Genomic DNA, 14,289 nt, shown 5'->3' with positions numbered 1-14,289 from the left:
ATCATGGCAATCACTTCCGAACGGTGCACGTCCGAGCCGGACGAGAATCTCGCCGCGCGTTTCGGCCGTGAAACGACGCCTTTGTTGGATGTTCTCTCCCGCGGAGCGCGGCGCCTGACGCGCTGCGACGCCGACGCGGAAGATCTGCTGCAAGACACCCTCCTCTACGCATACGCGGGATTTCATACTTTCCAGGAGGGCACCAATCTCAAGGCCTGGATTTTCCGGATTCTCTACAACCGCTGGGTCAGCACGTACCGCTGTAGACAGCGCCGCCCCTCGGAGGTTTCAGTCGACGACATCACTGAGCGGGAGCTGGCCTTGAGTGCGGCACGCGTTCCCGCGGGGCTGCGCTCCGCTGAGGAGGAGGCCCTGGATGCGTTGCCCGACAACGAAGTCAAGGCCGCAATGGAGTCTTTGCCGGACGGCTTCCGGACAGCGGTGTACTACGCCGATGTCGAGGGATACACCTACGCGGAGACCGCCGCGATCCTGGATATCCCATTTGGAACTGTGATGTCGCGGGTGTCACGGGGCAGGCATCGGCTGCGCACTGCATTGGCGCATGTCGCCGACCATCGAGCGGATGGGTCCTCGGTCGAACAACGCATCGCATAAAACCGGTCCCAGCACTTCGGCCGAAGCTCATCCACGTCGACGAAGCGGAACCTGTTGGTGCGCCAGCGATTACGTGTCTCGGTGGAATCAGGCGCCCAAACGCATTGGGCCTTGGTCAGTCCTCCACCAATGCGACCGCCGACTGCAGGTGCTTGACGGCGTCGCGCACGATCGAGTCGATCAGCTCGGCGCACGACGGCAGGTCCTCGAGGATGCCTGCCACCTGACCCGAGGCCAGCACCCCGGCATCGGTGTTGCCGTCAACCAGCCCCGCCTTCAACAGCATCGGGGTGTTGGCCGCCATGACCACCTGCGACCAGGTCAGCTCCTTGCCGTGGCGCATCGCCAGGCCGTCGCTGATCATCGACCGCCAGGTCATCTGCGACATGTGCTTGAACTTGGCGGCGTTGCGCACGGCCGCGGTCAGACCCCGTACCGGCGAACCGCCCTCGAGCTTCTCGACCAGGCCGGTGCGCAGCACCCGGTGGGGCATGCCGTCGACACGCGTCGTGACGACGGTGCCGTCCAGCGCCGCCTCCAGGTAGCGCCGCTTGACCGCGTCGGGCACGGTCGAATCCGAGGTCAGCAGGAAGCGTGTGCCCATCGCCACGCCGGCGGCACCGTAGCTCAGCGCGGCCGCGAGCCCGCGCCCGTCGAAGAATCCCCCCGCCGCGATCACCGGGATTCCGGTCCCCCGCACGGCGTCCAGCACCGACGGCAGCAGCAGGGTCGTGGCGACCGGTCCGGTGTGGCCGCCGCCCTCGCCGCCCTGCACGATCATCGCGTCGGCGCCCCAGGCCGCGACCTTGCGCGCGTGCTTGGCCGCACCGATCGACGGAATCACCACGGCGCCGGCGTCTTTCAGGCGAGCGATCAGCTCCTGCTTGGGCGCCAACGCGAACGACGCCACCTTCACGCCCTCGCGGATCATCAGGTCGACGCGGTCGCCGGCGTCGGCGGCGTCGGCGCGGATGTTCACCCCGAACGGTTTGTCGGTGGCGGACTTGACCTTGCTGATGGCCGTCGCCAGCTCGTCGAGCGTCATGGTGGCCGAAGCCAGGATGCCCAGCCCGCCCGCGTTGGCCGTGGCGGCGACCAGCCGGGCGCCGGCCACCCATCCCATCCCGGTCTGCACCACCGGGTGCTCGACACCGACCAGCTCGGTCAGCGGCGTGCGCAACTTCATGAACGTATCTCTCGGTCGCGCAGGGACTTCGGGTCGATCACCTCGCGGATGATGCGGAGCTCTTCGTCGGTCGGCAGCCTGGTCTCGCCGGCCTCGTCAACGCCGTGCACCTCGAATGACGTGGCCTCGCGGACGTCGTCGGGCGACACCCCGGGATGCAGGGACACGGCACGCATGGTGCGCTCGGGCCCGCCGAAGTCGAACACCCCGAGGTTGGAGACGACCCGGTACGTGTTGGCGAACCGGAACGCCGGGTTGTCGGGGTCCACGTTGTCCCAGCCGACTCCGCATACGATGTCGACCTTTTCGCAGAACACCCGCTTGGAGTGGTTGCCCACCCAGTAGCTGGTCGCGTGATTGATCGCGTTGCCCGGCGCACCCCGCAGGCCGAACATCTGCCTGGTCGGGTGTTGCAGCGGACCGAACGCCGAGATGTTCTGATTGCCAAAGCGGTCAACCTGATTGGCGCCCATCACCACGTGCCGCCGCCCCCAGGCCAGCGTTTCGAAGACCCGGCCGAACGGCATCCAGCCCTCGATCCTCTTTGGGTCCCCGGCTTGCCCCAGGGCCGGGGTGTCGGCCAGCAGCTGCGCCTCGCCGTCGGTCAACAGGATGTCCGGCGAGAAGGTCAACCGCGCCAGTCGCGCACCGACCGACGCCATGTTCGTCATCGGGCTGACCATGATCTCGCCCGCATCCCGGAACAGTTCGGCGCAGGCGACTGCGCACACTTCGGCGCGGGTGCTGCTCACTTGGCGGCCTCCTCTGCGAACGCGCGAACCGCGGCCTGGTAGTCGTCCTCGGTGCCCGACAAATAGGTCGCGACGAACCGCTGCCACCCCTGTTCGGTCGAGGCGGCCTCGGCGTAATGCCGCTGGAATTTCTCGTCGCGGCCGTAATCCGGTGCGGCGGTGGTGAAGTGGGCGCCTCCCGGCGCCTCCACCACGGAGTCGACCATCATCCGGTTCACCAGCAGCGCCTGCGGGGGAACCGCCTTGACCAACTCCTCGGTGGAGACGATGCGCTCCAGCGACAGGAAGCGCTTGTCGGCGGCCATCAGGAACAGGTCGTCGAAGTAGGGGTCGATCCCGGTGTAGGCCGCATTGCCTTGCGCGTCACCGAGATTGAGGTGTGCGAACGCGGCGTCCAGGCGCAGCGCCGGCATCGCGATCAGCGTCTCGTACCCGCCTCCGGGTGCCGGATACGGGCTGGTCACCGTCTGCAGCTCGCCCTCCCAGAAGTCCGGGACCGAACTGCCCAGCCCGGCCCGGATCGGCAGGAACGGCAGGCGTTGCGCGGCGGCCTGCAGGCCACAGCGCAGCATGCCCTCGTCCATCTCCCGGGCCTCGATGGCGCCGCCGGTGCGCGCCTTGGCGAACCAGGGGTCGTAGAAGGGTGGGGAGTCCAGCGAGACGAAGCCGTAGTAGACGCGCTTGACCTTGCCGGCCGAGCACAGCAGCCCCAGATCCGGTCCGCCGTAGGTGACCACCGTCAGGTCGGTGATGTCGGTGCGCAGCAGGGCGCGCACGAACGCCATGGGTTTGCGCCGCGATCCCCAGCCGCCGATGCCGATCGTCATGCCGCTGCGCAACTGCGCCACGGCCTCGTCCAGAGTGGTTCTCTTGTCGCTCACGAGTTCTCGCCCTTCGTCGTGCCGGCGAAGGCGTCGCGGTGCTCGTCGGCGACCCCGGCCAGATTGAGCTCGAACGTAAACCCTTGCTCCATGCGGTAACTCGAGTTGACGCGTTGCACGTCGATCAGGTTAAGCGCCTCTTTTGCCGCGCGGATGACGCGGGTGTCCTTGACGGCGATGTCGCGGGCGACCCGCAGCGCGGCCTCGTCCAGTTCGTCACGCGGCACCACCTCGTGCACCGAACCGAAGTGGTGCAGGGTGGCGGCGTCCACGGTGGCCGCGGTGAAGAACAGCCGCCGCATCAGGTGCTGCGGAACGAGTCGCGACAGGTGCGTCGCCGCGCCGAGCGCGCCGCGTTCCACCTCCGGCAGCCCGAAGGTGGCGTCGTCGGAGGCCACGATGACGTCGGAGTTGCCGACCAGCCCGATGCCGCCGCCGACGCAGAACCCGTTCACGGCGGCGACGACGGGCACCGCGCACTCGTAGACCGCGCGGAACGCGGCGAAGCAGCCGCGGTTTGCATCGATCAGCGCGGTGAATCCCTCGGTGCGCTGCATCTCCTTGATGTCGACCCCGGCGTTGAAGCCGCGGCCCTCGGCGCGCAGGATCACCACGTGGGTCTCGGGATCATGGCCGGCCGCGGTGATGGTGTCGGCCAGCTCGAACCAGCCGCGCGACGGGATGGCGTTCACGGGCGGGAAGTCGACGGTAACCGCGACGATGCCCGGTTCGGTGATTGTGGATGTGATGGGCAAGGTGCCACTTCCTTGTGGGGCTTGGGGGGGTAACTACCTAAGCAAGCACTTGCTTGGTACGCTAGCACAGTGACTCGCGCCGAAGCATCCGACGCCATCAACTTGGGGCTGGCCGGGCGGGTGGTTCTCGTCACCGGCGGTGTCCGCGGGGTGGGGGCCGGGATCAGCTCCGTTTTCGCCGGGCAGGGCGCCACCGTCGTCACCTGCGCGCGGCGCGAGGTCGAGGGCCTGCCCTATGAATTCCACTCCTGCGATATCCGCGACGACGACGCCGTCAAGGGATTGATCGACACCATCGTGGACCGGCACGGCCGGCTCGACGTCGTCGTCAACAACGCCGGGGGATCGCCCTACGTGCTGACCGCGGAGTCCAGCGCCAAGTTCAACCGCAAGATCATCGAACTCAATCTGATTGGCGCGCTGTCGGTTTCGCAGCACGCGAACGCTCACATGCAAAGCCAGCAGCGGGGTGGTTCGATCATCAACATCTGCAGCCTGTCCGGCCGGCGGCCGAGCCCGGGCACCGGCGCCTACGGGGCAGCCAAGGCGGGCCTGGAAAGCCTCACCCAGACGCTGGCGGTGGAGTGGGGTCCGAAGGTCCGGGTGAACGCCTGCGTGGTCGGCATGGTGGAAACCGAGCAGTCCGAACTGTTCTACGGCGATGCCGACTCCATCGCCGCGATCTCGAAGAACGTGCCGCTCGGGCGGCTGGCCAAACCTGACGACATCGGGTGGGCCGCAGCATTTCTGGCGTCCGACACGGCGTCCTACATCAGCGGAGCCTCGTTAGAGGTGCACGGCGGCGGCGAGCCGCCGCACTATCTGGCCACCACGAACGCCAGCGCGATCCAGTAGAGGAGACAAGGACTATGGGAGTGGTTGACGGCCGCGTCGTCATCGTCACCGGAGCGGGCGGCGGCATCGGTCGCGCGCACGCGCTGGCCTTCGCCGAAGAGGGCGCGCGCGTGGTGGTCAACGACATCGGGGTGGGCCTGGACGGCTCACCGGCCGGCGGCGGCAGCGCCGCCCAGAGCGTCGTCGACGAAATCACCGCCGCCGGTGGCGAAGCCGTCGCCAACGGATCCAACATCGCGGATTGGGACCAGGCGGCGAGCCTGATCCAGACCGCCGTCGAAAACTTCGGCGGGCTGGACGTGTTGGTGAACAACGCCGGCATCGTGCGCGACCGGATGATGGCCAACACCAGCGAAGAGGAGTTCGACGCCGTCATCGCCGTGCACCTCAAGGGGCACTTCGCCACGATGCGCCACGCCGCATCGTACTGGCGCGGGCTGTCCAAGGAGGGCAAAACCGTTGACGCCCGGATCATCAACACGAGTTCGGGTGCCGGCCTGCAGGGCAGCGTCGGGCAGGGCAACTACAGCGCCGCCAAGGCCGGCATCGCGGCGCTGACCTTGGTCGCCGCCGCCGAGATGGGACGCTACGGCGTCACCGTCAACGCCATCGCGCCCTCGGCGCGCACCCGGATGACCGAGACCGTGTTCGCCGAGATGATGGCGACGCAGGACCAGGACTTCGACGCCATGGCCCCGGAAAACATTTCCCCGCTGGTGGTTTGGCTGGGCAGCGCCGAATCGCGCGACGTCACCGGCAAGGTGTTCGAACTCGAGGGCGGCAAGATCCGGGTCGCCGAGGGCTGGGCGCACGGGCCGGAGATCGACAAGGGCGCGAGGTGGGATCCCGCCGAACTGGGTCGTGTCGTCGCCGACCTGCTCGCCAAGGCGCGACGGCCGGTCCCGGTCTACGGCGCCTAGACTGCGTGCGCCGCTGCCGGTTTAGGCCACGGGGTCGCAGATGACGACGGGGATGACCCGATCGGTCCACGCCCGGTAGTCGTCGAACGAGGGATACATGGCGTCCAACTTCGGCCAGTACTCGGCGCGTTCCGCCTCGGTGGCATCGCGCGCCTGCAGCTGCAGCACCTCGTCCTTGATCTGGACGGAGACTTCTGGATTGGCCTTGAGGTTGAGGTACCACAGCGGGTTTTTGTCGCTGCCACCCTTGGAGGCGACCAGGATGACGCGGTTTCCCTCGCGCAGGTAGAGCAGCGGGCTCACCCGCGGTTCGCCGGTCTTGCGGCCCGTGGTGGTGAGCAGCGCGACGGGGGCCTTCTGGAAGGTGCCACCCCATTTTCCGTTGCTGCGCTTATAGATCCACGCATTGCCCTTGGCCATCCATTTGATGATGAAGCCGACCCAGGGGGCGTTCAGTGAGCGTGGCTTCGGTTTGGGCATGATGCTCCTCTGTGCTCGATCTGGCCGGCTCCTCCGCAGCCCGGTTGGGCGGGCTGCGTCGTTACCGGCGCCGCTGGATAAAAGGATGGAAGCGAACCGTGATGTGGTGGATTTCGGCTTTCGCGCTTGCGCTTTCGGCCGGAATCACGAAGGTCTCGTTGACGTGCGCGGCGAGTCGCCGGCCGCCGAAGGCCGCCTTGGTCAGCACGGTGTACACCGCGCGCACCCGGTCGCCGTCGATGCGGTAGTGCGGTGGCGTCGTGCCCGCGAGTAACCGGTACTGGAGCCCGCGATTGAGGCTGCGCCGCAGGTGATTCCCGGAGAAACCGTTCTTGATTCCCTGCTCGATGCGGATGCAGTGGGCAGCGAACGGAACGGTGTCACCGTCATGGTTGACCAACGCGTCGATGTAGGACTGCGCCGCAGCGATGCGGCTTTCGTCGGAGACGCTCACCGGGAAGCTGACAAGGACCGCGCTAGATGCGCTCGATGATGGTGCCGGTCGACAGGGCGCCGCCCGCGCACATGGTGATCAGCGCGGTGCTCTGGTCGGTGCGCTCCAGTTCGTGCAGCGCGGTGGTGATCAGCCGGCTGCCGGTGCTGCCCACCGGGTGGCCCAGCGCGATGGCCCCGCCGTTGACGTTGACCTTGGCCATGTCCGGGTTGTGCACCCGTGCCCAAGACAGCACCACCGACGCGAATGCCTCGTTGATTTCGGTGATGTCGATGTCGCCCATCTTCATCCCGGCCTTCTCCAGCACCTTCGCCGTCGACTGCACCGGCCCGTCCAGGTGGTAGTACGGTTCGGCCCCGACCAGCGCCTGGCTGACGATGCGGGCGCGTGGCTTCAGGCCGAGCGCCTTGGCCTTGTCCTCGTCCATCCACAGCACGGCCGCGGCGCCGTCGGAGATCTGCGATGACGTTCCCGCCGTGTGGATTCCGCCCTCGAGGACCGGCTTCAGCGCGGACAGGCCCGACAGCGTGGTTTCGCGCAGGCCCTGGTCGCGGCTGATTGTGACCCGCTCGGACGTCGGTTGCTTGTTCTCGTCGAGCGCCGGCGCTTCGATGGGGGAGATCTCGCGGTCGAAGCGGCCTTCTTCCCAGGCCTGCTTGGCCTTGTTCTGGGACGCCAGGCCGAACTCGTCGATGTCGTCACGGGTGATGCCGCGCCGCTTGGCAATCCGCTCGGCCGCGGTGAACTGGTCGGGCAGATCGATGTCCCACGACGCGGGCCGCAGGATGGTGCGGTCGGGACCGGCGTTGGCGCCGAGCCCGACGCGGCTCATGGCCTCGATTCCGCACGCGATGCCGATGTCGATGGCACCCGCCGCGATCAGACCGGCGACCAGGCCGTTGGCCTGCTGGCCGCTGCCGCACTGGCAGTCCACGGTCATCGCGCCGACGTGTTCCGGCAGCCCGGCCACCAGCCAGCTGACCCGGCTGATGTTGTTGGACTGCTCGCCGTACTGTGTCACGCAGCCGCCGATTACCTGCTCAACGTCGCCGGCGTCGATGCCGGCCTTCTCGACCAGCGCCTTCTGGACCGCGCCCAACAGTTCGGTGGCGTGCAGACCGGACAGCCATCCGTTCCGCTTACCGATGGGGCTACGAGTGGCTTCAACGATGACAGGGTTACCCATTCCGTCAGGCTAGAACACGTTTCATTACTCTGACAAGCGAGGATGGTGACCTGCCTTTTATCTGCGCAGGAGCCGTGTTTTACTGGCACTAGAACACGTTGCAATTGAGGAGCGCATACACATGGCACCCCCCAACATTCCCGCCGACTTCGACTTTCTCGACCCGGACGTCAACCTTGCAGGGTTGCCGGTCGAGGAACTCGCCCAGCTGCGCAAGGCAGAGCCGATCCACTGGGTCGACATCCCGGATGGCGCGGGTGGGTTCGAGGACCACGGATATTGGATCGTCACCAAGCACGCCGACGTCAAGGAGGTGTCGAAGCGCAGCGACATCTTCTCGAGCTGGATGAACGGCGCCATTCCCACCTGGCCGCCGGAGATGAAGCGTGAGCAGGTCGAGCTGCAGCGCAGCGTCATGCTCAACATGGACGCTCCGCACCACACCCGGCTGCGCAAGATCATCTCCCGCGGGTTCACGCCGCGGGCCATCGGACGGCTGGAAGCCGAACTGGCCCAGCGTGCCCAGAACATCGCCGAGACCGCCGCGAAGGAGGGCAGCGGCGACTTCGTCGAGCAGGTCTCGTGCGAGTTGCCGCTGCAAGCCATCGCGGGTCTGCTGGGCGTTCCCCAGGAGGATCGCGACAAGCTGTTCCGCTGGTCGAATGAGATGACCGGTGGCACCGACCCCGAGTACGCCCACGTCGATCCCGCGCAGTCGTCCATGGAGCTGATCACCTACGCCATGGCGATGGCGGCCGAGCGCAACAAGAACCCCACCGACGACATCGTCACCACGCTGATCCAGGCCGACATCGACGGGGAGAAGCTCTCCGACGACGAGTTCGGTTTCTTCGTGGTCATGCTGGCCGTGGCGGGCAACGAGACGACGCGTAACTCGATCACCCACGGCATGATCGCGATGGCGAACAACCCCGATCAGTGGGAGCTCTTCAAGAAGGAGCGCCCGGTGACCACGGCCGACGAGATCATCCGGTGGGCCACCCCGGTCTCGGCCTTCCAGCGCACCGCCAACGAGGACACCGAGCTGGGCGGCGTGCAGATCAAAAAGGGTCAGCGGGTGGTGATGTCGTACCGGTCGGCCAACTTCGACGAAGAGGTCTTCGACGACCCGCACAGCTTCAACATCCTGCGCGACCCGAACCCGCACGTCGGATTCGGCGGCACCGGGGCCCACTACTGCATCGGTGCGAACCTGGCGCGCATGACGATCAACCTGATCTTCAACGCGGTCGCCGACCACATGCCCGATCTCAGGCCGATCGGTGAGCCCGAGCGGCTGCGGTCCGGCTGGCTCAACGGCATCAAGCATTGGCAGGTCGATTACGCCGGGAAGCCCGCGGTGACGTCCTGATGGACTTCGATCTCACCGCGACGCAACAGGCCGTCGCCGATGTGGTGACGTCGGTCTTCGAGCGTGACTTGAGTTGGGACGCTTTGGTCAGCGGCGGCGTGACGGCGCTGCCGGTGCCCGAACGTCTCGGCGGCGACGGCGTGGGTCTGCCCGAGGTCGCCACCGTGCTGACCGAGATCGGTCGCCACGGTGCCATCACCCCGGCTTTGGCCACACTGGGTTTCGGTGTGCTGCCGCTGCTGGACCTGGCCTCCGAGGAACAGCAGGACCGGTATCTGGCGGCCGTCCCCAAGGGCGGTGTGCTGACCGCGGCGCTCAACGAGCCCGGTACGGCGCTGCCCGACCGGCCCGCCACCACGTTCGCCAACGGCAAATTGTCGGGCACCAAAGTCGGTGTGGCGTATGCCGCGTCGGCGGATTGGATCCTCGTCACCGCCGACAGCGCGGTGGTGGTGGTGTCGTCGAAGGCAACCGGGGTTGAGGTGGTTCGGACCCCGACCTCGAACGACTCCGAGGAGTACACGGTCACGTTCGCCGACGTCACGATCGAAGAATCGGCCGTTTTGGCGGGTGCCGGGGCGCCCCGGGTCAACCAGTTGGTGCTGGCGGCCATCGGCGCCTACGCCGACGGGCTGGTGGCCGGGGCGCTGCGTCTGACCGCCGACTACGTGGCCAACCGCAAGCAGTTCGGCAAGCCGCTGTCGACGTTCCAGACCGTGGCCGCCCAGCTCGCCGAGGTCTACATCGTCTCGCGCACCATCGATTTGGTGGCCAAGTCGGTCGCCTGGGGGCTGTCCGAAAGGGGCGGATCCGCCCCTCAAGTACAAGACGACCTGGACGTCCTCGGCTACTGGATCACCTCGCAGGCGCCGCCGGTGATGCAGATCTGCCATCACCTGCACGGCGGGATGGGGATGGACATCACCTATCCGATGCACCGGTACTACTCCACGATCAAGGACCTGTCCCGGCTGCTGGGCGGTCCTTCTCATCGTCTCGATCTGGTGGGAGCGCAATGTTCATAGACCTGACTCCGGAGCAGCGACAGCTCCAAGCGGAACTGCGGGAATACTTTTCGAACCTGATCTCGTCCGACGAGATGAAGGCGATGGAGCAGGACCGGCACAACGCGGCCTACCGTGCGGTGATCCGGCGGATGGGTCAGGACGGCAAGCTCGGGGTCGGATGGCCAAAGGAGTTCGGCGGCTTGGGTTTCGGCCCGATCGAGCAGTCGATCTTCGTCAACGAGGCGCACCGTGCCGACGTGCCGCTGCCCGCGGTGACGTTGCAGACGGTCGGCCCGGTCCTGCAGCAGTTCGGCAGCGAGGCGCAGAAGAAGAAGTTCCTGCCGGCGATCCTGGCCGGGGAGGTGCACTTCGCGATCGGCTACACCGAGCCCGAGGCGGGGACCGACCTGGCGTCCCTGCGGACCACCGCCGTTCGTCAGGGCGACGAGTACATCGTCAACGGTCAGAAGATCTTCACCACCGGTGCCCATGACGCGGACTACATCTGGCTGGCCTGCCGCACCGACCCGGAAGCCGTGAAGCACAAGGGCATTTCGATCCTGATCGTCGACACCAAGGATCCCGGCTACTCCTGGACGCCGATCATCCTGTCCGACGGCGCCCACCACACCAACGCCACGTACTACAACGATGTGCGGGTGCCCGCCGACATGCTGGTCGGCGAGGAGAACGGCGGGTGGCGGCTGATCACCACCCAGCTCAACAACGAGCGGGTCATGCTGGGCCCTGCGGGCCGCACCGCCGGCATCTACGATCGGGTGCACGCCTGGGCGTCCAAGCCGGGCAGCGACGGCGTCACGCCGATCGACCACCAGGACGTCAAACGGGCCCTCGGTGAGATCCATGCGATGTGGCGGATCAACGAGCTGCTCAACTGGCAGGTGGCCGCCGCGGGTGAGGACATCAACGTCGCCGATGCGGCGTCGACGAAAGTCTTTGGCACGGAGCGTATCCAGTACATCGGCCGACTGGCCGAGGAGATCGTCGGCAAGTACGGCAACCCCGCCGACTCGGATACCGCCGACCTGCTCAACTGGCTGGACTCCCAAACCAAGCGCAACCTCGTCATCACCTTCGGTGGCGGCGTCAACGAAGTCATGCGCGAGATGATCGCCGCCGCCGGCCTCAAGGTGCCGAGGGTGCCTCGATGACCGATATCAAGGAAGCGGTCGCGGAGATCACCGCCACCGTCGTCGCTGCGCCGCGCGATGCCCGGGATCCGGTGAACCAGCCGACGATCAACAACTGGGTCGAGGCGCTCGGCGACCGCAACCCGATCTACGTCGACGAGGCCGCCGCCCGTGCGGCGGGACACCCGGGGATTGTCGCGCCGCCGGCCATGATTCAGGTGTGGACGATGTTCGGTCTGGGTGGGGAGCGCCCGACCGACGACCCCATGGGCCCGATCATGCAGCTGTTCGACGAGGCCGGCTACATCGGGGTGGTTGCGACCAACTGCGAGCAGACCTACCACCGGTACCTGCGTCCGGGCGAGCAGGTCACCGTCCACTCCGAGATGCGCGACGTGGTCGGCCCCAAGCAGACCGGGCTCGGTGAGGGCTGGTTCATCAACCAGCACATCACCTGGCGCGTCGGTGACGAGGACGTCGCCGAGATGGCCTGGCGCATCCTGAAATTCAGACCTCGCGAGGATTCCGGCGCCACCGGCTCCGTCCCGCAGGACCTGGACGCCGACGCCATGATGCGTCCGGCGGTGTCGCGCGACACCGCCTTTTTCTGGGAGGGCGTCAAGGCGCACGAGCTGCGCATCCAGCGTCTTGCCGATGGCACCCTGCAGCATCCGCCGGTGCCGGCGGTGTGGCAGGACAAGGCCGAGCCCATCGACTATGCGGTGGCCAGCGGACGCGGCACGGTGTTCAGTTTCGTGGTGCACCACGCGCCGAAGGTGCCCGGCCGCACGCTGCCGTTCGTGATCGCACTGATCGAACTGGAAGAGGGTGTTCGGATGCTCGGCGAGCTGCGCAACGTCGACCACGCCGAGATCAAGATCGGAATGCCGGTGCGCGCAACCTATATCGACTTCCCGGCCGGCGAGTCCGGCCCGGAATGGAGCCTCTACGCCTGGGAACCCTTGGGAGATCAAGCATGAGCGCACCCGTCGTCGAAGTGGGCACCACCCTGCCCGAACTCAAGCTGCACGGGACGCCGACGTTCATCATCTCAACGGCCTTGGCCACCAGGGACTTCCAGGACGTGCACCACGACCGCGACCTGGCTCAGGCCAAGGGTTCCAAGGACATCTTCGTCAACATCCTCACCGACACCGGCCTGGTGCAGCGCTACGTCACCGACTGGGCGGGTCCGACGGCGCTCATCAAATCGATCGGGCTGCGGCTCGGCGTGCCGTGGTACGCCTATGACACCGTCACGTTCTCCGGTGAGGTGACTGCTGTTGATGACGGCCTGATCACGCTGAAGGTGTTCGGCCGCAACAGCCTTGGCGACCACGTCATCGCGAACGTGACGCTGACGATCGGGGGTGCCTGATGTTATCGGGTAAAGCCGCGATCGTCGGTATCGGCGCCACCGACTTCTCCAAGGACTCCGGGCGCAGCGAGCTGCGGCTGGCGGCTGAGGCGGTTCTGGATGCGTTGGACGACGCGGGTCTTTCGCCGTCCGATGTCGACGGGCTGACCACCTTCACGATGGACACCAACAACGAGACCGCCGTCGCGCGCGCGGCCGGTATCGGTGACCTGAAGTTCTTCTCGCAGATCGGTTACGGCGGTGGCGCCGCGTGCGCGACCGTTCAGCAGGCGGCGATCGCCGTGGCCACCGGGGTGGCCGACGTCGTCGTCGCATACCGGGCGTTCAACGAGCGCTCGGGCATGCGGTTCGGTCAGGTGCAGACCCGGCTGGTGGGAAATGCCGGGGTGCAAGCGGATTCGACAGCAGCCGACAACTCCTTCTCGTATCCGCATGGGTTGTCGACCCCGGCCGCGCAGGTCGCGATGATCGCCCAGCGCTACATGCACCTGTCCGGTGCGACCAGCCGCGACTTCGGTGCGATCTCGGTGGCCGACCGCAAACACGCGGCCAAGAATCCGAAGGCGTATTTCTACGAGAAGCCGATAACCATTGAGGACCACCAGAATTCGCGGTGGATCGCCGAGCCGCTGCGGCTGCTGGACTGCTGCCAGGAGACCGACGGAGCGGTCGCGATCGTGGTGACGTCGCCGGAGCGTGCGAAGGACCTCAAGCAGCGACCGGCGATCATCGAGGCGGCGGCGCAGGGCTCCAGCCCCGACCAGTACACGATGGTCAGCTACTACCGGCCCGAGCTCGGCCTGCCCGAGATGGGTGTGGTGGGTCGGCAGCTGTGGCAGCAATCCGGTCTCAAGCCAACCGACATCCAGACCGCGGTGCTCTACGACCACTTCACCCCCTTCACGCTGATTCAGTTGGAAGAGTTGGGATTCTGTGGCAAGGGCGAGGCGAAGGACTTCATCGCCGACGGCGCCATCGAAATCGGCGGCCGGCTGCCGATCAATACGCATGGCGGTCAGCTAGGTGAGGCCTACATCCACGGCATGAACGGCATCGCCGAGGGTGTGCGGCAACTGCGGGGCACCTCGGTGAACCCGGTGCCCGACGTCGAGCACGTCCTGGTCACCGCGGGCACGGGTGTTCCCACGTCGGGCCTCATCCTGGGCTAGCGGGCCTTCTCTTGCGCCCCTTTCCCGCCGAGCGTGCGGCTGGCCGCACACTCGGCGTCCAACGTGCGGCTGGCCGCACACTCGGCGGCTGAAGTGACGCCCGCGGCTCCCCATGCGACGCTGCG

The 14,289-nt window shown here is 66.9% G+C and carries 16 protein-coding genes; 9 read left to right on the top strand and 7 right to left on the bottom strand.

The features are described 5' to 3' along the window. The first annotated feature begins 3 nt into the window (after positions 1-3). Complete coding sequence (locus A5688_RS17775; protein WP_067907877.1) at positions 4-618, top strand: sigma-70 family RNA polymerase sigma factor; 615 nt, start codon at positions 4-6, stop codon at positions 616-618. A gap of 115 nt (positions 619-733) precedes the next feature. Here A5688_RS17775 and ipdC read toward each other — a convergent pair whose 3' ends face one another. Genes ipdC through echA20 form a run of 4 tightly spaced genes read right to left on the bottom strand, consistent with a single transcriptional unit; the run spans position 734 to position 4,192 of the window. Further along, positions 734-1,804, bottom strand: a complete 1,071-nt coding sequence (gene ipdC / locus A5688_RS17770) for a (3aS,4S,5R,7aS)-5-hydroxy-7a-methyl-1-oxo-octahydro-1H-indene-4-carboxyl-CoA dehydrogenase (RefSeq protein ID WP_067907880.1) — start codon at positions 1,802-1,804, stop codon at positions 734-736. Next, entirely contained in the window at positions 1,801-2,556 is a 756-nt protein-coding gene (gene ipdB / locus A5688_RS17765) for a cholesterol ring-cleaving hydrolase subunit IpdB (RefSeq protein WP_067832658.1), read from the bottom strand. The genes ipdC and ipdB overlap by 4 nt, the downstream gene beginning before the upstream one ends. After that, positions 2,553-3,437 carry a cholesterol ring-cleaving hydrolase subunit IpdA gene (gene ipdA, locus A5688_RS17760; RefSeq protein ID WP_067907883.1) on the bottom strand — a complete coding sequence of 295 codons (885 nt, stop codon included), beginning with the start codon at positions 3,435-3,437 and terminating at the stop codon, positions 2,553-2,555. The genes ipdB and ipdA overlap by 4 nt, the downstream gene beginning before the upstream one ends. After that, positions 3,434-4,192, bottom strand: a complete 759-nt coding sequence (gene echA20, locus A5688_RS17755; RefSeq protein ID WP_067832676.1) for a (7aS)-7a-methyl-1,5-dioxo-2,3,5,6,7,7a-hexahydro-1H-indene-carboxyl-CoA hydrolase — start codon at positions 4,190-4,192, stop codon at positions 3,434-3,436. Before echA20 ends, ipdA begins: the two co-directional genes overlap by 4 nt. A gap of 69 nt (positions 4,193-4,261) precedes the next feature. Between echA20 and A5688_RS17750 the strand changes: the two genes are divergently transcribed. Both A5688_RS17750 and A5688_RS17745 read left to right on the top strand, forming a co-directional pair. Next, positions 4,262-5,047, top strand: a complete 786-nt coding sequence (locus A5688_RS17750; protein WP_165607484.1) for an SDR family oxidoreductase — start codon at positions 4,262-4,264, stop codon at positions 5,045-5,047. Between the two features lie 14 nt (positions 5,048-5,061). Next, positions 5,062-5,967 (top strand): SDR family oxidoreductase, encoded by a 906-nt coding sequence (locus A5688_RS17745; RefSeq protein WP_067832689.1) that lies wholly within the window; start codon positions 5,062-5,064, stop codon positions 5,965-5,967. Positions 5,968-5,988: 21 nt separating this feature from the next. Here the strand turns inward: A5688_RS17745 and A5688_RS17740 are convergent, their stop codons facing one another. The 3 genes from A5688_RS17740 to A5688_RS17730 all read right to left on the bottom strand — a co-directional run bounded on the left by A5688_RS17740 (position 5,989) and on the right by A5688_RS17730 (position 8,087). After that, positions 5,989-6,447, bottom strand: a complete 459-nt coding sequence (locus A5688_RS17740; protein ID WP_067832702.1) for a nitroreductase family deazaflavin-dependent oxidoreductase — start codon at positions 6,445-6,447, stop codon at positions 5,989-5,991. Positions 6,448-6,508: 61 nt separating this feature from the next. Then, the gene (locus tag A5688_RS17735) at positions 6,509-6,901 is read right to left on the bottom strand and encodes a hypothetical protein (protein ID WP_067832716.1); all 393 of its coding nucleotides are present in this window, start codon (positions 6,899-6,901) and stop codon (positions 6,509-6,511) included. A 22-nt stretch (positions 6,902-6,923) separates the two neighbouring features. Next, positions 6,924-8,087, bottom strand: coding sequence for a steroid 3-ketoacyl-CoA thiolase (locus tag A5688_RS17730; RefSeq protein ID WP_067832733.1), 1,164 nt, complete (start codon positions 8,085-8,087; stop codon positions 6,924-6,926). 121 nt (positions 8,088-8,208) lie between these two features. On the opposite strand from A5688_RS17730, the gene A5688_RS17725 reads away from it, so the two are divergent. From A5688_RS17725 to A5688_RS17700, 6 genes are read left to right on the top strand one after another with little or no spacing between them, the layout of a single operon-like run. Beyond that, on the top strand, positions 8,209-9,459 hold the full coding sequence (locus A5688_RS17725) for a cytochrome P450 (RefSeq protein ID WP_067832744.1): 1,251 nt from the start codon (positions 8,209-8,211) through the stop codon (positions 9,457-9,459). Next, on the top strand, positions 9,459-10,484 hold the full coding sequence (locus tag A5688_RS17720; RefSeq protein ID WP_067907887.1) for an acyl-CoA dehydrogenase family protein: 1,026 nt from the start codon (positions 9,459-9,461) through the stop codon (positions 10,482-10,484). Before A5688_RS17725 ends, A5688_RS17720 begins: the two co-directional genes overlap by 1 nt. Further along, positions 10,475-11,638, top strand: coding sequence for an acyl-CoA dehydrogenase FadE29 (gene fadE29, locus A5688_RS17715; RefSeq protein ID WP_067832760.1), 1,164 nt, complete (start codon positions 10,475-10,477; stop codon positions 11,636-11,638). Before A5688_RS17720 ends, fadE29 begins: the two co-directional genes overlap by 10 nt. Beyond that, positions 11,635-12,597 carry a bifunctional MaoC family dehydratase N-terminal/OB-fold nucleic acid binding domain-containing protein gene (locus tag A5688_RS17710; protein WP_067907890.1) on the top strand — a complete coding sequence of 321 codons (963 nt, stop codon included), beginning with the start codon at positions 11,635-11,637 and terminating at the stop codon, positions 12,595-12,597. Before fadE29 ends, A5688_RS17710 begins: the two co-directional genes overlap by 4 nt. Further along, positions 12,594-12,995, top strand: a complete 402-nt coding sequence (locus A5688_RS17705; protein WP_008263666.1) for a MaoC family dehydratase — start codon at positions 12,594-12,596, stop codon at positions 12,993-12,995. Before A5688_RS17710 ends, A5688_RS17705 begins: the two co-directional genes overlap by 4 nt. After that, positions 12,995-14,164: a lipid-transfer protein gene (locus tag A5688_RS17700; RefSeq protein WP_067832772.1), complete on the top strand. Its 1,170-nt coding sequence runs from the start codon at positions 12,995-12,997 to the stop codon at positions 14,162-14,164. Before A5688_RS17705 ends, A5688_RS17700 begins: the two co-directional genes overlap by 1 nt. The last annotated feature ends 125 nt before the right edge of the window (positions 14,165-14,289 follow it).

It is taken from the genome of Mycobacterium mantenii, assembly GCF_001667865.1.
GTDB classification, from domain to species: domain Bacteria; phylum Actinomycetota; class Actinomycetes; order Mycobacteriales; family Mycobacteriaceae; genus Mycobacterium; species Mycobacterium mantenii_A.
This window is presented reverse-complemented; position numbering and strand designations above follow the sequence as displayed.